At 61.8% G+C, this 19,248-nt stretch carries 17 protein-coding genes; 16 read left to right on the top strand and 1 reads right to left on the bottom strand.

Annotation, left to right across the window (positions count from 1 at the left end):
* Positions 1-27 precede the first annotated feature (27 nt).
* From AAEZ03_RS09085 to AAEZ03_RS09035, 11 genes are all read left to right on the top strand, one after another.
* Positions 28-2,793, top strand: a complete 2,766-nt coding sequence (locus tag AAEZ03_RS09085) for a TonB-dependent receptor domain-containing protein (RefSeq protein WP_350577901.1) — start codon at positions 28-30, stop codon at positions 2,791-2,793.
* Positions 2,794-2,852: 59 nt separating this feature from the next.
* Positions 2,853-3,731, top strand: coding sequence for a hypothetical protein (locus AAEZ03_RS09080; protein WP_350577898.1), 879 nt, complete (start codon positions 2,853-2,855; stop codon positions 3,729-3,731).
* Between the two features lie 46 nt (positions 3,732-3,777).
* A complete protein-coding gene (locus AAEZ03_RS09075; protein WP_350577895.1) occupies positions 3,778-4,653 on the top strand; it encodes a transporter substrate-binding domain-containing protein in 876 nt (291 codons plus the stop codon).
* Positions 4,650-5,393 carry an amino acid ABC transporter permease gene (locus AAEZ03_RS09070; protein WP_350577893.1) on the top strand — a complete coding sequence of 248 codons (744 nt, stop codon included), beginning with the start codon at positions 4,650-4,652 and terminating at the stop codon, positions 5,391-5,393. The genes AAEZ03_RS09075 and AAEZ03_RS09070 overlap by 4 nt, the downstream gene beginning before the upstream one ends.
* Positions 5,390-6,193, top strand: coding sequence for an amino acid ABC transporter permease (locus AAEZ03_RS09065; RefSeq protein WP_153390795.1), 804 nt, complete (start codon positions 5,390-5,392; stop codon positions 6,191-6,193). Before AAEZ03_RS09070 ends, AAEZ03_RS09065 begins: the two co-directional genes overlap by 4 nt.
* Positions 6,190-6,927, top strand: coding sequence for an amino acid ABC transporter ATP-binding protein (locus AAEZ03_RS09060; RefSeq protein ID WP_153328756.1), 738 nt, complete (start codon positions 6,190-6,192; stop codon positions 6,925-6,927). The genes AAEZ03_RS09065 and AAEZ03_RS09060 overlap by 4 nt, the downstream gene beginning before the upstream one ends.
* A 2-nt stretch (positions 6,928-6,929) precedes the next feature.
* Complete coding sequence (gene metC / locus AAEZ03_RS09055; RefSeq protein ID WP_350577889.1) at positions 6,930-8,144, top strand: cystathionine beta-lyase; 1,215 nt, start codon at positions 6,930-6,932, stop codon at positions 8,142-8,144.
* A gap of 3 nt (positions 8,145-8,147) precedes the next feature.
* Positions 8,148-8,852, top strand: coding sequence for an amidohydrolase family protein (locus AAEZ03_RS09050; RefSeq protein WP_350577886.1), 705 nt, complete (start codon positions 8,148-8,150; stop codon positions 8,850-8,852).
* Between the two features lie 24 nt (positions 8,853-8,876).
* Positions 8,877-9,206 (top strand): amidohydrolase family protein, encoded by a 330-nt coding sequence (locus AAEZ03_RS09045; protein ID WP_350577883.1) that lies wholly within the window; start codon positions 8,877-8,879, stop codon positions 9,204-9,206.
* A gap of 30 nt (positions 9,207-9,236) precedes the next feature.
* Positions 9,237-10,310, top strand: a complete 1,074-nt coding sequence (locus tag AAEZ03_RS09040) for an ABC transporter substrate-binding protein (protein ID WP_153334500.1) — start codon at positions 9,237-9,239, stop codon at positions 10,308-10,310.
* Positions 10,311-10,553: 243 nt separating this feature from the next.
* Positions 10,554-11,891: a serine hydrolase domain-containing protein gene (locus tag AAEZ03_RS09035; RefSeq protein WP_350577879.1), complete on the top strand. Its 1,338-nt coding sequence runs from the start codon at positions 10,554-10,556 to the stop codon at positions 11,889-11,891.
* A 9-nt stretch (positions 11,892-11,900) separates the two neighbouring features.
* Here AAEZ03_RS09035 and AAEZ03_RS09030 read toward each other — a convergent pair whose 3' ends face one another.
* Positions 11,901-12,527 (bottom strand): LysE family translocator, encoded by a 627-nt coding sequence (locus AAEZ03_RS09030; protein WP_350577876.1) that lies wholly within the window; start codon positions 12,525-12,527, stop codon positions 11,901-11,903.
* Between the two features lie 140 nt (positions 12,528-12,667).
* Here AAEZ03_RS09030 and AAEZ03_RS09025 point away from each other — a divergent pair, with 140 nt between their 5' ends.
* The 5 genes from AAEZ03_RS09025 (at position 12,668) to AAEZ03_RS09005 (ending at position 19,217) form a co-directional block, all read left to right on the top strand.
* Positions 12,668-13,141: an Lrp/AsnC family transcriptional regulator gene (locus tag AAEZ03_RS09025; protein ID WP_048388257.1), complete on the top strand. Its 474-nt coding sequence runs from the start codon at positions 12,668-12,670 to the stop codon at positions 13,139-13,141.
* A 133-nt stretch (positions 13,142-13,274) separates the two neighbouring features.
* Positions 13,275-15,212, top strand: a complete 1,938-nt coding sequence (hflK, locus tag AAEZ03_RS09020) for a protease modulator HflK (RefSeq protein WP_350577873.1) — start codon at positions 13,275-13,277, stop codon at positions 15,210-15,212.
* Between the two features lie 11 nt (positions 15,213-15,223).
* Complete coding sequence (gene hflC, locus AAEZ03_RS09015; protein WP_273224536.1) at positions 15,224-16,252, top strand: protease modulator HflC; 1,029 nt, start codon at positions 15,224-15,226, stop codon at positions 16,250-16,252.
* Positions 16,249-17,307, top strand: coding sequence for a protease modulator HflK (gene hflK, locus AAEZ03_RS09010; protein WP_350577870.1), 1,059 nt, complete (start codon positions 16,249-16,251; stop codon positions 17,305-17,307). The genes hflC and hflK (AAEZ03_RS09010) overlap by 4 nt, the downstream gene beginning before the upstream one ends.
* Positions 17,304-19,217 carry a cation-translocating P-type ATPase gene (locus tag AAEZ03_RS09005; RefSeq protein WP_350577867.1) on the top strand — a complete coding sequence of 638 codons (1,914 nt, stop codon included), beginning with the start codon at positions 17,304-17,306 and terminating at the stop codon, positions 19,215-19,217. Before hflK (AAEZ03_RS09010) ends, AAEZ03_RS09005 begins: the two co-directional genes overlap by 4 nt.
* Positions 19,218-19,248: the final 31 nt, after the last annotated feature.

Genomic DNA, 19,248 nt, shown 5'->3' with positions numbered 1-19,248 from the left:
CACAAATGATGGCCAGGGAGCTCATAAATGTTTCAACCTCAATTAACGCTGTTAAGTACTGCGATTCTGTCTGGTGGTCTTCTGTTCGGGAGCGTCGCCTACGCCGCGCCGCAAGCCGGTGATGCTGTCACCGTGGCGCAGAGCATCGACCTGCCCGCACAACCTCTGCAACAAGCACTCAACCAACTGGCGGAACAAACCGGCACCAACGTGCTGGCGCCCCAGGCATTGGTGGCGGGCAAGCAGGGCCGTTCGGTGCGGGGTAGCCTGTCGGTGGAGCAAGCGCTGAACAAGTTACTCGAAGGCTCGGGCCTGGCCGCACGCCAGACCGCCCAAGGCAGCTTTGTGATTTATGCCCTGGCGCCTTCGGCAGCGCAGGTGCCACCGCAGCTGGATCAGGTCGTGGTGGTGGGGACCCGACGCACTGACCTGACCGCGCTGCAAAGTTCTTCGCCAGTCGACACCATCAGCGCCAATGCGATTCAGGAAACCGGCTTCACCAACTTGAGCCAAGCGCTGCAAGCGCTGGTGCCGTCGTTCAACTACCCGCTGGTCAACGGTGTGGATGGTCTGTCGAGCTTCCGGGCTGCCGCCTTGCGCGGGTTGTCGCCTGACCAGACGCTGGTGCTGATCAACGGCAAGCGCCGGCACGTCTCGGCCTTCGTGAACAACAAACCGTTTTTTGGTCGCGGCTCGAACGCCGCCGACCTCAACACCATCCCGATCAGCGCCATCGAGCGCGTCGAAGTACTGCGTGACGGTGCGTCGGCGCAATACGGTTCGGACGCGATTGCCGGGGTCATCAACGTCGTGCTCAAGGAGCGCGACAGCGGCGGCGAAGTCAACACGACGATGGGCAAGTTCACCAAAGGCGATGGCTTCAGCAAAAACGTCGAGACCTGGAAAGGCTTCACCTTGCCGGGCGATGGTTTCCTCACCTTGAGCGGCGACTGGAGCAACAAGAAGCGCACCTACCCCAGCGGCAAGACCGATGACAGCGTGTACTTCTGGAATGCCAACGACCCGCGCGAAGCCACGGCCAACCGCGAATACGCCACCGGTTCGCCCGCGCTGGATGATTACAATTTGGCGCTCAACGCCGAAAGCAGTGTGACCGACCAGGTGCAGCTCTATGGCTTCGCCACTTACGGGCACCGCATCAGCCATTCGCAAAACGCCTATCGCTACCCGTATGACCAGCAAGGCCGTAACTGGCTGTCGGTGTACCCGGAAGGCTTCCAGCCGTGGCTGGACCTCAAAAGCGAAGACTACGAGGCCACCTTCGGTTCGCGCTTTGGCGATGACGGCATCGGCAAGTTCGATTTGGCCGCCAGCTACGGGCGCAGCGACATCGAATACATCCTCAACAACTCCATCAACCCTTCGTTCGGCCCCGACAGCCAGCGCCGTTTTCACGCCGGCGGGTATACCTCCGACCAGACCAGCCTGACCCTCGACTACGTCAAGGATCTGCAATGGTCACTCACGGACTTCCCCGTGACCCTCGCTGCGGGGGCGGCCTGGCGCAAGGAAAACTATGACGTTAACGCCGGTGAGTACCAGTCCTGGGCCCGTGGACCTTACGAGTTCACCGACGTGCCACGCCGTGGTCCAGGCGTAGACCCGGGCCCTAATCCCAACGCAGGCTTTGGCCCTGCGGCGCCGGGTTATGACGTGCGGGCGGGCGTCGGCTCGCAGAGCTTCCCCGGCTACCAGCCCGGGGATGCCGGCAGCTACGACCGCAACGTCAAGGCGCTGTATGTCAGCCTGGAAAACAACCTGACCGAAAAGCTGCAAATGGGCGTAGCGGCGCGCTACGAAAAATATTCCGACTTCGGTTCGACCCGCACCGGCAAGGTGTCGGCGCGCTATGAGTTCAACCCGATGTTTGCGTTGCGCGCCACCGCCAACACGGGTTTCCGTGCCCCCAGCCTTGGGCAGATCGGCCACTCCTACACCCAGAGCACCTGGAACGGTAGCGTGATGTACGACAGCCGTACCTTCCCGGTCGACCACCCGGTTGCGCGTCTGCTTGGCGCGCAAGACCTCAAGCCCGAGAAGTCGACCAACTTCTCCTTGGGCGCGGTGTTCACCCCGTTGCCCAATGCATCGCTGACTGTGGATGTTTACCAGATCAAGTTGCGTGACCGCGTCACCCTGTCCGAGAACCAGACCAACCTGGGCGGTTTCCTTAACCCACTGGGCTATGACGTGAGCGCGGCGAGCTTCTACACCAACGGCCTGGACACCAAGACCAAGGGCGTCGACGTGGTGGGTAACTACGTGTTCGACCTCAAGCAATACGGCCGGTTGGCCTTCAGCGGCGGTTACAACTGGAACGACACCGAGATTCTCAAGCTGCCGCAAACGCCTTCGCAGTTGCTGGCCATCAACCCCAACGCGGTGTTGGTCAACCGCGAGACGGAGTACCTGATCACCGACGCCGCGCCCAGCTCCAAGCTCAACCTGACCGCGCATTACAGCTATGGCGATTGGGGCCTGCGCATCTCGGAAACACGTTTTGGTGAGTTCAAATCGGCCGATGCCCAGAAGCCGCCACGCCCCGGTTACGACCAGACGTTCGGCGCCCAATGGGTGACCGACGCCAGCGTCAGCTACCAGGTGACCAAGAACGTACGGGTGGATGTGGGTGGCAACAACATCTTTGACAGCTTCCCGGACAAGGTCAACAAACAGCGGCTGAACACCAACAGCCGGACCGTTTACTCGCTGCTGTCACCCGGTGGATACGAAGGCGCTTATTACTACGCCAACCTCAACGTGAAGTTCTGACGCCCCCTTTTCAATGCGCCGTCCGAGCCGATCGGACGGTGATGCATGGAGCCTGAGTAATGTCTTTGATTCATCAACGTGCCACCGCCGTTCGCCACACTCTCGACGCTGTACGTGCCGCAGGCCTGGGCGCCGGGCACAACACTGCCGAGCAGATAGACGCCGCCCGCGAGGCGTTGCGTAATCTCGCCGCACAGCCCGAATTGTTCCCGACCGAGCAGTATCCGTTTCGCAGCGAACTGGCCAGCGGCTTCTACCGTCTGGGCGAAGACGCCGACCGGCGCAACGCCTTGTACGTGCTGGTGGGTAAAGCACGCGCCAGCAATGCGCCGCATCGGCACCCGTCGTGGGCGCTGATTGCCGGGGTGTCCGGCAACGAACACAACGTGCTGTTTGAGCGCATCGACGATGGCTCGGAGCCGGGCAAAGGCAAACTGCGCAAGCGCGGCGAGCACTCGATCGTGGCGGGGGATGTGCTGTACATGCCCGCAGGCGATTACCACACCATCCAGGTCGACGGTGATGAGCTGGCCGTTCACCTGCACATCTACGGCATCGGCGTCGACGGCCCAGAAAACCGTGGCGCGCCGGTGTTTCGTGGCCCGGACAGCGAAGCATACGACGTGAACAACCGTGGCCCGCTGAGCCTTGGGGTACAGCAGGTGTCACTGGCGCAAGTCGTCGAGGCTCACCAGGCCAAACCGCTGGCCTTTTTCGCGGTGGACCACGCCGTGCAATTGCCAGAAGAGTTGCCCCCAGCCGTGCCTGTGAGCAGCGCCGAGGGCGCGGTTTTGCCCGCCAGGCTGCCTGCGGACACGCATCAGGTGCTGGTGCTGATCGGCGAAGCCGAGCCTGTGGAAGTGCTCGCCGAGCGCCTCGCCCGCGCCGGGTATGCCACGGCCGTGCGTCTGGACGCCGCCGAGCTTGCGGCGGGCTAACCCTCGCCAACTCACCTTCACCCACTTCTTTAGCGAGGGCCTCAACATGCACCATGTGCGCGCTGTACTCGAGTTTCTATCCTTTCGCCGCACGCTGCTGCGCCTGAGTCTTGGCCTGTTGGCACTGCTCGGCTGGAGCGTGGCACAGGCCGAGGTGCTGCTGGAGCGGGCGGTGTCCCGTGGCAGCCTGAGTGTTTGCACCGGCGAGGAATTTCCGCCTTTCAAGTTCATCGATGCCGAGGGCAACCACAGCGGCCTGATCTACGACCTGGTGCTGGATCTGCAGCACCAGCTTCAGCAGGCCACCGGCAAGGACCTGGGCCTGCAACTGGTGTTGGTCACCCCGGTCAACCGCTTGGCGTTCCTCAATCAGGGGCGCTGTGAACTGTTGGTGACCTCGCTGCTGGACACCCCGAGCCGTCGCCGGGAAGTGGACTTTGTCGAGCCGGGTTATTACAGCTCGGCGGCCACGGTTTTCGCCCCCAAAACCACTCGCCTCGAACACTGGGAAGACCTGCGCGGCAAGGTGCTGTGCTCCAACCCTGCCAGCGTTTGGGTGCGCCCTTACGAGGAGCGCTACGGCGTACGTTTTGCCTCTTACACCGGCAACGCCGAAGTGCGCAAAGCGGTGGCCGACGGGCGTTGCCTGGGCACCCTTGCCGATGACGTGTTCTACCGCGAGCTGGCCAAAGACCCGAACTGGCAAGACTATGAAATCAAATTGCCCAGCCAGGATGCCGCCCCTTGGGGCATCGCCCTGCGCAAGGGCCAACCTGAGCTGCAAGCCTTGCTCGGCAAAGTGGTCGAAGGCTGGCATCGCTCGGGGCTGATCATTGAGCTTGAGAAAAAATACGGCATCGAAGCCAACCCTTGGGTGGCCGAGCAGCACGCCCGTTATGCGCAGGGGAGTGCTGGCCAGTGATTGAACGCTATGTGCGGCCGTGGCTTGAGGGCCAGGGCTTTCACCTGAGTATTCTCTGGGACCCGACCGACGCCCAGCGTTTTCTGTTGGGGCTGGGTTTCACCCTGGGCCTGGCGATTGCCAGCGTGCTGCTGTCGCTGGTGATCGGCGTGCTGGGCGTGGCGTTGAAGTCTTCACCGTGGCGGCCAGTGCGTCAGGCGGTCACCGCCTATGTCGAGCTGTTTCGTAATACGCCCTTGCTGGCTCAGTTGTACTTCTTCTATTTCGGCCTGGGTTCGCTGTTGCCGATGGTCGAGGACGCCGACGGCCATACGGTGCGCATGATCGGTAACTTTCAGTGGGCAGTCATTGTGCTCGGGCTGCACTCGGGCGCCTTCCAGATCGAGGCGCTGCGCGGCAGCATCGACGCCGTGCCGCGCTCGACCATCGAGGCCGCGCAAGCCCTGGGCTTGCATGGGCGCAAACTGTTTCGCCACCTGATCTTGCCGCTGGCGCTGCGCAACAGTTTGCCCGCGTTGGGCAACAGCCTGGCGCAGGCGGTCAAGTCCACCTCGGTGGCCTACGCCATCGCAGTGCCGGAGTTGCTCTACGCCTGTAACCGCATCTGGACTGACAACTTCAACGTCGCCGAGATGATGCAGGTGTTGCTGCTTATGTACTTCATCCTGCTCGGCGGCTGTGCCTTGCTGATGTCGCGGATCGAAGCGCGCTTTCGCCTGCCGGGGTATCACAGCCGATGAGCCCTTTGACTCTGTTGTCTCAACGCATCCGCCCACCGCTCAACGCCTCGCGCTTTATCGCGCTGGGCGTGTTGTGGCTGGCGGCGGGTGTTGGCGTGGGGGCGGTGGCCTGGGCCTATCGCGACATCATTGCGCTGTTGCTGAACTGGACACCCGCGCTGGCCCGCGGTTTTGCCCTGAACATTCTGATGGGCGTGGTGGCGATGCTGGCAGCGACGGTGTTCGGCACGCTGCTGGGGTGCTTGCAGGTCTCACTGCATCGCGGGTTGCGTCAAGTGGCGGTGCTGCTGACTCAATTGCTGCGCAATGCGCCGTGGCTGGTGGTGGTGTTTTTGGTGATGAACCTGCTGCCGTTTGAGTTCCAGGCGCTGGACCGCTGGTGGCAGATTCCCGATTGGCTCAAGGCTGCCCTGGGGCTCGGTTTGGCGGGCAGCGGTTACGTCTCGGAGATCGTGCGCGGCGGCATTCGTTCGATCCCCGTGGCCCAGTGGGAAGCCGCCGCCTCGCTGGCGCTGCCCCGGCGCAAAAGCCTGCGCCTGGTGATTCTGCCTCAGGCCCTGCGCAGCATGGTGCCGCCGTGGATGAGCCTGTACTGCGCCGTGACCATGGCCACCTCGCTGGCCAATTTGATGGGCGTAGAAGAGCTGATGACCAGCCTGCAACTGCGCCTCACCGGCCAGACCCGCCCGGACCTGCTGCTACCGGCCTACCTCTACGTGTTCGTCGCCTTCTTTATCTATATCTACCCGATCTCCCGTTACTCACGGTACCTGGAGCGCAAATGGAGCCTATACTCATGAGCCAGCCGCTGCAAATCCAGTTGGAGGACGTGTACAAATCCTACGGTGACCAGCCCATTTTGCAGGGCATTTCACTGTCGGTTCGGCGCTCGGAAATCGCCTGCCTGATTGGCCCGTCCGGCTCGGGCAAGTCCACCCTGTTGCGCACCCTCAACGCCTTGACCCCGGTGGACAGCGGTCGCATCGAGGTCTGCGGGATCCGCGTAGACGACCCGCAACTCGACGTGCCCGGCCTGCGCCGCCACGTCGGCATGATCTTTCAAAGCTACAACCTGTTCCCGCACCTCAGCGTGCTGGACAACATCACCCTGGCGCCGATTCAAGTGCTTGGCCAGTCCCGGCAAGAGGCCGAGGCGTACGCCATTGAGCTGCTGGCCAAGGTGCGTCTGGAAAACAAACAGGGTGCCTTCCCCGGGCAGTTGTCCGGCGGCCAGCAGCAGCGCGTGGCGATTGCCCGCAGTCTGGCGATGCGCCCCGACGTGATGATGTTTGACGAAGTGACCGCGGCCCTCGACCCGGAGACGGTCAAGGAAGTGCTCAACACCATCCGCGATGTTGCCGCCAGCGGCATGACCTGCCTGATCGTCACCCACGAGATGCGCTTCGCCCGCGAAATCGCCGACACGGTGTATTTCACCGATGGCGGGCGAATCGTCGAAAAGGGCGACCCCGAGCTGATTTTCAGCCGCCCCGCCGACCCCCGAACCCAACGTTTCCTCGAACGAGTACTGTGAAGATGTCCACAAGAGAATCGCGTAGTCATTGGCTGGCCGACACCCAGCTGACCCATTTGGGGCGTAATCCGGCGAGCCACGAGGGCACGGTCAACACCCCGGTTTATCGCGTGTCGACTTACGTCTGGGAAAACACCCAGGCGCTCGCCGAGTTCCGGCGCAAGTCGGCCGATCCGGAGTTTCGTGGCAATGCCTACGGGCGCAACGGCAACCCCACCACCGCAGCGTTTGAAGATGCGGTGGCGGAGCTGGAAGGCGGCTATCGCGGGCTGATCATGCCGTCGGGGCTGGCGGCGATTACCGGCGCAGTGCTGGCTGTGGCCAAGGCCGGTGACCACGTGCTGGTCACCGACAATTGTTATTGGCATGCGCGCAAAGTCTTCGACGACGTGCTGTCGCGCTATGGCATTGAAACCACCTATTTCGACCCTGAGCTGGGCGCCGACATCGCCGGCCAACTGCGGCCCAACACCAAAGTGGTGTTTGTCGAGGCGCCGGGTTCCACCACCTTTGAAGTCCAGGACATCCCGGCCATCGCCAAGGCCGCCCATGCCCACGGCGCGCTGGTGTTGATGGACAACACCTGGGCCACGCCGCTGTTCTTCCGGGCTTTTGAGCATGGTGTGGATATCTCCATTCACGCGGCCACCAAGTACCTGGTGGGCCATTCCGACGCGATGCTCGGCGTCATCGTGACCACCCAGCCGCTCTATGCCCAGGTGCGTTCAGTGGTGCGCGACCTCGGTTATATCGCCAGCGCCGACGATGCGTATCTGGGCCTGCGCGGTCTGCGCACTTTGGGCGTGCGCCTGCGTCAGCATCAACAGTCGGCGCTGCGCGTGGCGCACTGGCTGCAGCAACGCAGCGAGGTGCTTGAAGTGCGCCACCCGGCGCTGCCTAGCAGCCCTGGGCATGAGATCTGGAAGCGTGACTTTTTGGGCTCGTCAGGCCTGTTTGCGTTCGTGCTCAAGCCGCTGCCCGACGAGGCGGTCAATGCCTTCCTCGACAGCCTCCAACTGTTTGCCATGGGCGCCAGCTGGGGCGGGTTCGAGAGCTTGATTGGCCGCCAGACACCGCAGCGGGCGATCACGCCGTGGCAGGTGCCGGGCGTGCTGTTTCGCATTCATGTCGGTCTTGAAGCGGTAGACGATTTGCTCGCCGATCTCGATCAGGGGCTGGCCGGTATTGCCCATCACTTTTCACCTGAAGAGGCCTGAACCATGAGCCAGACCCAAGCCCCTGTGCAGGGCGTGATCGACCTGCACAGCCATTGGTTTTCACCCAGCTCGCTGCGCTTTTTGAGTGAGCGCCAGAGCAGCCCGCGCCTTTTACCGGGCGCCGATGGCGCACCGAATTTGCACCGCTCCGGGGCTGGCACCACGGCCCAACCGTTTGCGCTGGGCAACCACTGGTTTGATCTGGACGCGCGCATCGAGCACTTCGATCAGGTCGGGGTGGCGCATCAATTGCTGTCCTGGCCGACCACTTTGGGCATCGACGCGGCGCTGTCTGCCAGCGAATCGTTGGGCCTGTGGCGCGACTACAACAATGAACTGGCGGGCGTAGTGCGCCAGTACCCCACGCGGCTCAGCGCCGTGGCGGCGTTGTCGACCTCCGACATTCAGTGGTCGGTGGGCGAGTTGCAGCGCGCCCATGAAGAGCTGGGGCTGATCGGTGCGGTATTGCCGGTTAACGCCTTTGCCAGCCTGGCCGCCGCTAGCCGTTTTGAACCGTTGCTGGCCAAAGCCCAAGAGCTGGGCAGCCATATTTATTTGCACACCGGTTACGCCCACCCGCAGGTGCCGGGCCAGCCACCCGTGCTGTTGCACAGTGACGCCATCGAAGCGCGGCGGGTGCTGGACATCGCCTGGCAGTTTGCCTCGGCCACCATCACCTTGGCCCACAGCGACCTGCTGGACCGTTAACCCGACGTCACGGTGCAAATCGCCATGCTCGGCGGCGCCGGCATCATCGCCAACCTGGTGGAACTCAGCCAGGTGCCCGGCCACTTCGATGCGGTCGGCCACAGCCCGCGTTATCAGCGCTTGTTATTCGACACCGGCGCCGCTGGCCGAGGAGCCCAGGCCATCGCCCTGGCAACCCGCGTGCTGGGCGCCGAGCAACTGGTGTTTGGTTCTGACTATGCCCCGGTGCCTGACATCGCGCCGGGTATCGCCCAAGTGCTGGCCGCGCCGATTTCGGCGGCCGAGCGCGAGTTGATCCTGCGAGGCAACGGGCAGCGCCTGTTGGCCAGCAAAGGTATTTCCCTGGGTAGCTAAGGCTACCTCTCTGCCCCAAGGAGTGTCGTAATGAGTACCGTACTGCATGAAAAACCGCGTCTGGTCGCTGACCCGGTAGAGGCCTACTACACCATCTGCCCGGTGTTGGTCGCGTCCAATATTGCCGTGGAGCTGGGTTGGCTGGATGAAGAGTTCAAGCGCGCTGGCGGCAAGGCCACCTTCCTGCGTTCGTTGCCTGAAAATGGCGGTTGGCTGCCGCATTACCGTCACTCGTTCAACCCACTGTTCCGCGATGGCGGGGCGATTCCGACCCTATGGGCCAAGGCGGATCTGACCGACACCACGCTGATCGCCACCACCGCCAGCCAGCGCGCCGGCCAAGTGGTGGTGCGTGCAGGTTCGGGGATCCGCCGCGTGCAGGATCTGGCCGGACGGCGTATCGGCCTGTTCAAAAGCCAGAATGACGACAAGATCGACTTCGCCCGCGCCACGGCCCAGCACGGTTTGCTGCTGGTGCTGGAACTGGCCGGATTGAGCACCGAGCAGGTGCAGTGGGTGGATCTGGCCGACGACGATGACCCAAGCTTCCTGCAACCGTCGCAGCGCCCGGTTGAACTCTGGACGCAAATCAAGGCTCATCGTGGTCAGCCGCCGGTGGACATTCAGGCCCTGGCCGATGACCGCGTCGACGCGATTCTGGTACAGGCCAGCACCGCCGCATCGCTGGTGGCGACAGGCAAATACACAGTGATCGAAGACCTGGAGCGCTACACCGACTGGACCCTGAAAATCTCCAACGGGCCATACACCACTGCGGTTAACACTGACTTCGCCCGCCAGCATCCTGAACTGGTGGTGGCCTTCTTGCGCGCCGCGATTCGGGCCGGTCGCTGGATCAACGCCAACCCCGACGCTGCCGCTGAACTGTTCACCCGAGTGACCTTCAACAGCGACCCGGCGCTGGTGCGTGCGGCCCTGCACGGGCGTGATTTTGTGCCACAACTGTCGGCGCAAAACCTCGCTGCACTGGAGTTGAAAAAGTCATTCTTGCGCGAGCACGGCTACATCAAAGGCGACTTCCGCGTGACCGATTGGGCTGATGCGAGCTTCCTGGAACAGGCGCACGCGTCGTTGCAGGACTAATCGGGAATGCGTGGGAGCGGGCTTGCTCGCGATGGTCTTCAGGGTGCCTCATGGGCTCAGCGGATACGCGCCATCGTTAACGACCATCGCGAGCAAGCCCGCTCCCACAGAGGCAGGTTCACTGCCACATGAAGCTATACAAGCTAACCTCTCATACCGCAGGGTAGTGCGCGGCTATGGGTTGGTAATGGAACAATCAACTCAGCGCTTGGCCGGGTCTCGTTCCTTTATTGAGGCGTTTGTATGCTTAAGCATTTGTTCAAACCCGCACGCACAAGCGTGGTGTTCTTGCTGTCTTGCCTGGCAGCGTCCATCGCCTGTGCTGGCGATAAAACAACTTACCCCGATGCCGCCGCCAGTGACCCCAAGACCCTGGGCTGGATGGTCGGTGCGCCTCCGCCGCCTGACCGGATTGTGCGGTTTGCCGATGGCAGTTATTTCCAGTTTCCGGCCATGCGCTGGAGCGTTTCCAACTTCCGCCAACTGATGCCTACCACCAATGTTTCCCGTGGCCTGGGCGCGCCCGTGCCGTTGGCGCAGGCGTTGCGCAGCGATATCGACGCCCTGACGTTTACGCCCCTAGGTGGGCAAAAAGCGATGACCTGGGAGCAGTCGCTGGCGGCCAATTACACCGACGGCATTGTGGTGCTGCACCGCGGCAAAATTGTCTATGAGCGGTATTTCGGCGTGTTGAGCCCCCAAGGCCAGCATGCCGCCATGTCCATGACCAAATCGGTAGTGGGCACGATGGGCGCCATGCTGGTGGCCGATGGCACCCTGGACGCCAATAAAAAAGTAGCGGATTACGTGCCCGAGTTGGCCAAGTCCGCCTTTGGCAGCGCGACGTTGCGCCAGGTGCTGGACATGACCACCGGGCTTAAATTCAGCGAAGACTATGCCGACCCTAACGCCGAAGTCTGGAAGCACGCACAGGCGGGTAACCCGCTGCCCAAGCCCAAGGATTACACCGGCCCGCAAACGTACATGGAGTACTTGCAGACCGTGCAACCCGAGGGTGAACACGGTAAAGCCTTTGCCTATAAAACGGTGAACACCGATGTGCTGGGCTGGGTGATTGCCCGGGTCACCGGGAAAAACGTGGCACAACTGTTGTCAGAAAAAATCTGGAAGCGCCTGGGCGCCGAACAGGATGCGTACTTCTCTGTGGACTCCATCGGTACGCCGTTTGCCGGTGGCGGGTTGAACACCGGGCTGCGGGACATGGCGCGGTTTGGCGAGATGATCCGCAACAACGGCCAGTACCTGGGCGAGCAAATTGTGCCCAAGGCCGTGGTGGATGATATTCGCGCCGGTGGCGATAAAGCCGCGTTTGCCAAGGCCGGTTATGACCTGCTCAAAGGCGGCAGTTATCGCGACATGTGGTGGGTGACGCACAACGCCGATGGCGCCTTCATGGCACGGGGTGTGTATGGGCAGCGCACCTACATCGACCTTAAAGCCGAGATGGTCATCGTGCGCTATGCGTCCAATCCGATTGCCGGCAACGCGGCAAACGACCCGGTGACCATCCCGGCATTCGAGGCGCTGGCCAAGCACTTGATCGCCCACCCGCAGCCGTAAACCTGCGGCTCAGGCCTGTTGAACGAACGCCAGGCGCAAGGCGAAACCGATCAACAGGCTGCCAAATAACCACTGTTGAACACGCTGTGCCCGGGGGCTGTTGTTGAGCCATTGACCCAACGAGGCCCCGGCCATGGCGTAAAGGCTGTCAAACATCAGGCCGACGATCACCAGTACCACGCCCAAGCCAAAAAACTGTGCGCCCACGGTGCCTGCCTGGTTGTCGATAAATTGCGGCAGTAGCACCGAGCAAAACAGTAAGGCCTTGGGGTTGAGCAGGTTGGTCAACAAGCCACGTCGCAGCGCGCCAGCCCAAGTCAATTCAGGTTCTTTGACCGCGCCGGTGGCGAGGGTCAAGTGGGTGAGCATGCCGGGTTTGAGCATGCGCACGCCCAGCCACACTAAATAAGCCGCGCCGATCAGGCGCACGCCATCAAAGGTCCAGGGCGCTGTTTTAAACAGTGCAGCCAAGCCCACGGCGGCCAGAAAAACATGGCAGGCCCGGGCAATGCCCAAGCCCAACGCGGTGCTGAGGGCCAATGCGCGCCCATGTCGGGCACCGGTTTGCAGCAGCAATATCATGTCCGGCCCGGGCATCAGGTAAATCACAACCAGCGCAATCAGAAACATCCCCATGGCGACCCATCTCGATAGCAGGTGAGCCACGATTTTAGGGGTGAAGGCACGCGCAGGTGGTTGCGTATTCAGCCTCAAGAAGGTCTAGTCTTGGCAGAAACCACCTTTTTGATAATCAAAAGAATTTGAATATGCCAAAAATAAAATTGGATGCTTTTGACCGGCGCATTCTCGACGCCTTGCAGCGTGATGGGCGCTTGAGCAATGTGGACTTGGCCGACGAAATTGGCCTGTCTGCGTCTCCGTGTTTGCGTCGGGTTCGGTTGCTGGAAGAAGCGGGGGTGATTCGCGGGTATCAGGCCAACCTGGATCGCGATGAGGTCGGCCTGGGATTAACGGTGTTTATCGGGATCAAGGTTGAACGCCATCACGAAGATGAGGCGGAGGCGTTTCGTGTCGCTGTAACGGCATTGCCAGAAGTGATTTCGGCTTTTTTGGTGTCAGGAGAATCTGATTTTTTATTGCAGGTTGTGGTGCCAGATTTACGCGGGTACGAGCGATTTTTAACCGGCGTGCTGCTCAAGTTGCCGGGTGTCAGTGATATCCGCAGCAACTTTGCAATTCAGACGGTCAAGGCGCCGGCTGTCCTGCCGCTCAATCATTTACCGGTTTAGCCGCTTTAAATAAGGTCCACGTTTGGGACTGTTTATCGCCGACTCCGCGCCAAGATGAAGATCGCTGGCCGCCCGCAGAAGTTTCACACTGTTTGTTATATCGTAACTATATTCATCAAACAGTGGAGCTTCCATGCGTGTCGATTTAGATGCCGAGGAGGGTGGCCTTGAGTCTTTGTCTCGTTTTCAAAGTGCCACCGTTCAGGCGCGTCAACTTTTTCAGTTAGGCGTTGGACTGGCCGCCCTGGCAATCATGCTGTGGACGGTCGGTTTTTTTATTGGTCTGTTTGCCCCGAGTTCGTTGTGGCCTGCACTGCTCAATAACAACGTCGCTGCGTTGTTAGTGGTGGCGGCAGGGGCGCAATCGGCGTTTTGGGTGGCGGACTGGCGCAAGGCAGCGCTCAATCCTGCACCTGAATTGATCGAAGAACAGCCCGCCGAGCCGCTCAGTGCCTACGAGCGTTTTTGCCAACGGTTGAGTCGCGGGGCGCATCGGTTTTTGGCCTCGATCGGGGCGCCAGTCTTTTGGCTGGCGGGCGTCGGCGGCTTGGCCGTGTGGTGTGTACAGCACAGTTGGGACGCGTCGCTGGCCGGTGCCGATTTAGGCACCAGCGGGCGAGTGGCCGCCGGGGTGGCCGTTTTGCTGGCATTTGTATTGCTGGTGTTCGAACGCTACCTGGCGCAGCAACCCGAAGCACGCTGGCCGGAAGCCCGCTTACTGGCGCCGCTGGTGCGTGTGCCGATCCTCACTTTTTTGCTCAGTGCGTTATGTCTGCTGTTCAGCAGCGCCGAGGCCGAATGGCCCGCTCGCCTTGCGGTATTGCTGGGCGTGCTGCCCGCGGCGGTGGCGATTGAGTTAATCCTTCGGGCCGTGGCGGCGATTTTCAGTCCACGCCGCGACCGGCTCGAACCGCGCATGATTGCGCAGAGTTTTATTGCCGGGATGCTGCGCTGGCCACCGCAACCGCTGCTGGCGCTGCAGCACGAATTGCATAACCGGTTTGGCATCGACCTGCGGCAAATCTGGGCGTTCAGCTACATGCGCAAAGCGTTCCTGCCGGTGCTGGCGGTGATCGTCGCGGTGGGCTGGATACTCAGCGGTGTGAATGAAGTCCCGCTGCAAGGGCGCGGCATTTATGAACGTTTTGGCAAGCCGGTTGAAGTCTTTGGGCCGGGTTTGCACGCAGGGCTGCCTTGGCCGTTGGGCCGGGTGCTGATGGTCGAAAACGGGGTGGTGCATGAGCTGGCGACCAGCACCGAGTCGGCGGCGGACCCTGTGCTGGCGCCTGCTGACGGCCTGCCACCGTTGACTGCCAACCGCTTGTGGGACGCGACGCATGTGAACGACAAATCCCAGGTCATTGCCAGCGGTGGCGGTGACAAGCAGGGCTTTCAGATCGTGAACATGGACGTGCGTTTTGTGTACCGCATCGGCTTGAGCGATCAAGCCGCGATTGCCGCGACGTACCACAGTGCCGATGTGCCGACGCTGATTCGCAGTACCGCGAGCCGCATCCTGGTGCACGACTTTGCCTCGCGCACCCTCGATGATTTGCTCGGCGAACAACGTACCGAGTTGGCCAGTGACATTGGCCGCGCCGTGCAGGCCGATCTGGATTCGCTGGGCAGCGGCGTCGAGATTCTGGCCACGGTGGTTGAGGCTATCCATCCGCCTGCCGGGGCGGCCAACGCGTATCACGCCGTTCAGGCGGCACAAATCAGCGCCCAGGCCTTGATTGCCCGCGAGCGTGGCGCGGCAAGCGAGCAAGCCAACGTTGCGCAATTGCAGGCCAGCATGGCGCTGGACCAGGCCAATGCTTCGGCGCGTGAAGTGAACGCGACGGCGCAGACCTCGGACCTGCGTTTTGGCGCCGAACAAAAAGCCTACCGCGAAGCCGGTCACGCCTTTGTTCTTGAGCAGTATTTGAGCCAGCTCAGCCAAGGCATGAACAACGCCAAACTTTTGATTCTCGACCACCGCCTTGGGGGCAACGGCAACGCGCCAACCCTCGATCTGCGTTCTTTCACGCTGCCGGCCGATCCAGTCGCGCCGCGTAAAGCTGTTCAGTAAGGAGCTTTGTTTTGAGCCACTCACACGATCATCACGCGCACGGCGGCCACCACCACGGCCACGCGCATCACGGCCATCATCACCACCATCATGGTGACGAACATGAGCCGAGCCCGTTCCCATGGCGGCGCATGGGCTGGGCCGCCTTGCTGGTTTTATTTGCCGTAGCAGCCGCCAGCCTGGTGCAGGTGCGTTCCGGCGAAGCCACTGTTATCACCCGTTTCGGTAACCCGGCGCGGGTGCTGCTGGAGCCTGGATTGAGCTGGCGCTGGCCCGCACCGTTTGAAGTCAGCGTGCCGGTAGACCTGCGTTTGCGCACCACCTCAAGCGGTCTGCAAGACGTCGGCACCCGCGACGGCCTGCGCATTATCGTGCAGGCCTACGTGGCCTGGCAGGTGCAGGGCGATCCCGAGAACGTGCAGCGTTTTATGCGCGCGGTACAAAACCAGCCTGATGAAGCCGCCCGGCAAATTCGGACCTTTGTCGGCTCGGCGCTGGAGACCACAGCCGCCAGTTTTGACCTGTCCAGTTTGGTCAACACCGATGCCAGCCAAGTCAAAATTGCCGACTTCGAAGCGCAACTGCGCCAGCAAATCGAACAGCAATTGCTCAGCACCTATGGCGTGCGTGTGTTGCAAGTGGGGGTTGAGCGGCTGACGTTGCCGTCGGTCACGCTCACCGCCACGGTCGATCGCATGCGCGCCGAGCGTGAAACCATCGCCACTGAACGCACTGCGGTGGGCAAGCGCGAAGCGGCACAAATCCGTTCGGCGGCCGAGCGCGATGCGCGCATTCTGCAAGCCGATGCCAGTGTGAAAGCGGCGGACATCGAAGCGCAGTCGCGGGTCGAGGCGGCGAAAATTTATGGTCAGGCGTACGCCAGTTCGCCAGAGCTGTACAACATGCTGCGCTCGCTCGACACGTTGGGGACCATGGTTAACCCCGGCACCAAAGTGATTTTGCGCACCGACGCGGCGCCGTTCCGGGTGTTGGTCGATGGCCCGCCGTCCATGGATAACAAGGCTGGGTCGCATCCATGAGTGGCTCATCTGAAGACACGCCACGTGTCAGCAGCCCGTGGCAACAAGCGGGGCGTTTAGCGTTTTTGGGCTTGTATGCCGTGACGGTGTTCGCCGCCGTGGCGTGGGGTGTGTCGAATGTGCGGCAGATCGATCCGCAGAACCGCGCAGTGGTGTTGCGCTTTGGTGCGCTGGACCGCATCCAGAATGCCGGCTTGCTGTTGGCCTGGCCGCGGCCTTTTGAACAAGTGGTGATTGTGCCCGCCGCCGATCGCGTGAGTGAGCGCCGGATCGAAAACCTGCTGCGTTCGGACAGCGCCCTGCAGGCGGATCGCGTGGCCACTTTTGCCACGCCCATCAACGATGCCCTGGCCGGTTCCGGGTATTTGCTGACCGGTGATGCGGGCGTTGTGCAACTGGATGTGCGGGTGTTTTACAACGTCATCGACCCTTATGCCTACGTGCTGCAAGCAGAGCATGTGTTGCCTGCGCTGGATCGTGTGGTCACTCGCAGTGCGGTGGCGCTGACTGCCGCGCGGGATCTGGACACCATTTTAGTGGCGCGTCCGGAACTGCTCGGCAGCGATAAACAGTCGGCTGAACGCCGTGAGCGTTTGCGCGGTGATTTGGTGCAAGGCATCAATCAGCAACTGGCGGCGCTGACGGCAACGGGGCAGGGCATTGGTCTTGAGGTGGTGCGGGTCGATGTGCAATCGAGTTTGCCGGGCCCGGCCGTCAACGCGTTTAACGCGGTACTGACGGCCAGTCAGCAAGCCGACAAAGCCGTGGCCAACGCGCGCAACGATGCCGCTAAAACGATCCAAAACGCCACCCAGGAAGCCGACCGCACGGTTGAGCAAGCTCACGCCCAAGCCAGCGAACGATTGGCCTTGGCGCAATCGGACACGGCGGCCATCGTCAATTTGGCCAAGGTACAACAGGCCGGTAATGACCCTGGTTTGCTGCTGCGTTTATACCGCGAGCGGGTGCCAAAAATTCTCGGGCAGGCCGGCTCTGTTACCACCGTTGATCCTAAAGATGATTCCCGTCTGATTATTCAGGGAGCCGAACAATGAGTACGTCTGCAACGCAACCCGTGGTCAGCATGCTGAGCAGCGCCGAGCAACGCAGCGCTGCGCGGCAACTGACGCTGGCGATGCTGGCGCTGGGGTTGCTGGCCTTGGGGCTGGTGTGGCGCTGGTTCATGCCTCTGCAAGTGGGCACCAGCCAATTGTTATTGGGGTTTGCCTCGTTGTTGGTGGCGGTGCCGGTGATGCGTTCGGCGTGGTACAGCCTGCGTTATCCGAGCCTGCACGGCATCACCGATCAACTGATTGCCCTGGCGATGTTGGGCGCGTGGGCCACCGGCGATTTACTGACCGCTGCACTGTTGCCGATCATCATGATTTTTGGCCACGTGCTGGAAGAGCGCAGCGTGATCGGTTCGCAAGAAGCCATTCATGCGCTGGGCAAACTGACCCGCAGCCAGGCGCGGTTATTTCAGGCCGACGGCCGTTTGCTGGAGGTCGACAACAGCACGCTCAAGACCGGGGACCAGGTTGAAGTGCGCGCCGGGGATCGTGTGCCGGCCGATGGTGTGGTGTTGGCGGGCCAGGCCAGCCTCGACACGGCGTCGATCACCGGGGAATCGGTACCGCTGGAAGTCAGCGTGGGCATGCCCATTTACGGGGGCGCGATCAACCTGGACGGCCTGCTGCGCGTTGAAGTAACACGCACCGGTGAAGAGTCCACGCTGGGCAAAGTCATTGCCCTGATGCAAAACGCCGAACGCGCCAAGCCGCCGATCACCCGTTTGCTCGAGCGCTATGCGGGCGGCTACATGGTGCTGGTGTTGATGATCGCCGCCGTGACCTGGTTTATCACCAACGATGCCCAAGCCATGCTCGCGGTGTTGGTGGCGGCGTGCCCGTGTGCGTTGGTGTTGTCGGCACCGGCCACCGCGATTGCCGGGATCGCCGTGGCGGCGCGTCACGGGATCTTGATTCGCAGCTCGGCGTTCCTTGAAGAGCTGGCCGACTTGACCTCCTTGGTGGTGGATAAAACCGGTACCCTGACCTACGGCACGTTGCGCCTGCAAGCCATTGAAACACCGCTCACGGAGCATCAGCCGTTGTTGCAACTGGCCGCGAGTTTGGGCGCTGCCAGCAGCCACCCGGTGAGTCGGGCGTTGGCCGGGCTGGTCAGCCATGACCAATTGCTGACGCTGGAGGATGTGCGCGAGCGCCAGGGTTTGGGTGTTGTGGCCAGAACCGAGCAGGGCGAAGCGGCGTTGGGGCGGCCGGAGTTATTCGACCAATTGACTATTACCACAACCCCGGTGCCGGACCATGATGGCCCTATTGCAGGTCTTTCATTGGACACACAGTTTCTTGGCTGGTTATTGTTGGCGGACAGCGTTAAGCCCGAAGCCCAACAGGCGTTGCGCGAATTGCGCGAGCTGGGGCTGGGGCGTCAGGTCTTGCTGACGGGTGACCGGCAAAGTGTGGCGGACCATTTGGCGCAGGCGGTGGGCATCAGTGAAGTACAAGCCCAAGCCTTGCCCGAAGATAAATTGAAGCGTGTGCTGGGCGAAATCGACAGTGGCTTCAGGCCTATGGTGGTCGGTGACGGGATCAACGATTCGCTGGCACTTAAAGCCGGCGTGGTCGGTGTGGCGATGGGGGCGGGCGGTGCGGACATTGCCCTGGCGTCATCCGACATCGTGTTGATCGGCAGTGACTTGCGGCGTTTGGGGACGTGTGTGCGACTGAGCCGTGAATGCCGCCACACCCTGCAGGTCAATGTGGTCATCGGGCTGGGCTGGACACTGGCGATTGTTGCCGCTGCTGCGTTTGGTTGGTTAGGGGCGGCTGGCGCCATGATTGCCGCGCTGCTGCACAACTTGAGTACGTTATTGGTGTTGGGGAATGCTGGACGTTTGCTTCGTTTTCATGAGCCGTTGGTGGCGTCAGAAACGCCGCAGTAAGGGTCTGAAAACGCATCACGCACGCTCTGGC

It is taken from the genome of Pseudomonas sp. HY2-MNA-CIBAN-0224 (assembly GCF_040310285.1).
Taxonomy (GTDB): Bacteria; Pseudomonadota; Gammaproteobacteria; order Pseudomonadales; family Pseudomonadaceae; genus Aquipseudomonas; species Aquipseudomonas helleri.
Note: the sequence above shows the minus strand (reverse complement) of the source record. Positions and strands in the feature narration are given on the sequence as shown.

Excerpts from the sequence above, each read along its gene's own strand:
- AAEZ03_RS09065 (WP_153390795.1), top strand. The coding sequence starts at position 5,390 with ATGAGCCCTTTGACTCTGTTGTCTCAACGCATCCGCCCACCGCTCAAC.
- AAEZ03_RS09030 (WP_350577876.1), bottom strand. The coding sequence starts at position 12,527 with ATGGGGATGTTTCTGATTGCGCTGGTTGTGATTTACCTGATGCCCGGG.
- hflK (WP_350577873.1), top strand. The coding sequence starts at position 13,275 with ATGCGTGTCGATTTAGATGCCGAGGAGGGTGGCCTTGAGTCTTTGTCT.
- metC (WP_350577889.1), top strand. The coding sequence starts at position 6,930 with ATGTCCACAAGAGAATCGCGTAGTCATTGGCTGGCCGACACCCAGCTG.
- AAEZ03_RS09050 (WP_350577886.1), top strand. The coding sequence starts at position 8,148 with ATGAGCCAGACCCAAGCCCCTGTGCAGGGCGTGATCGACCTGCACAGC.
- AAEZ03_RS09005 (WP_350577867.1), top strand. The coding sequence starts at position 17,304 with ATGAGTACGTCTGCAACGCAACCCGTGGTCAGCATGCTGAGCAGCGCC.
- AAEZ03_RS09035 (WP_350577879.1), top strand. The coding sequence starts at position 10,554 with ATGCTTAAGCATTTGTTCAAACCCGCACGCACAAGCGTGGTGTTCTTG.
- AAEZ03_RS09080 (WP_350577898.1), top strand. The coding sequence starts at position 2,853 with ATGTCTTTGATTCATCAACGTGCCACCGCCGTTCGCCACACTCTCGAC.
- AAEZ03_RS09075 (WP_350577895.1), top strand. The coding sequence starts at position 3,778 with ATGCACCATGTGCGCGCTGTACTCGAGTTTCTATCCTTTCGCCGCACG.
- AAEZ03_RS09045 (WP_350577883.1), top strand. The coding sequence starts at position 8,877 with ATGCTCGGCGGCGCCGGCATCATCGCCAACCTGGTGGAACTCAGCCAG.
- AAEZ03_RS09060 (WP_153328756.1), top strand. The coding sequence starts at position 6,190 with ATGAGCCAGCCGCTGCAAATCCAGTTGGAGGACGTGTACAAATCCTAC.
- AAEZ03_RS09085 (WP_350577901.1), top strand. The coding sequence starts at position 28 with ATGTTTCAACCTCAATTAACGCTGTTAAGTACTGCGATTCTGTCTGGT.
- hflK (WP_350577870.1), top strand. The coding sequence starts at position 16,249 with ATGAGTGGCTCATCTGAAGACACGCCACGTGTCAGCAGCCCGTGGCAA.
- AAEZ03_RS09040 (WP_153334500.1), top strand. The coding sequence starts at position 9,237 with ATGAGTACCGTACTGCATGAAAAACCGCGTCTGGTCGCTGACCCGGTA.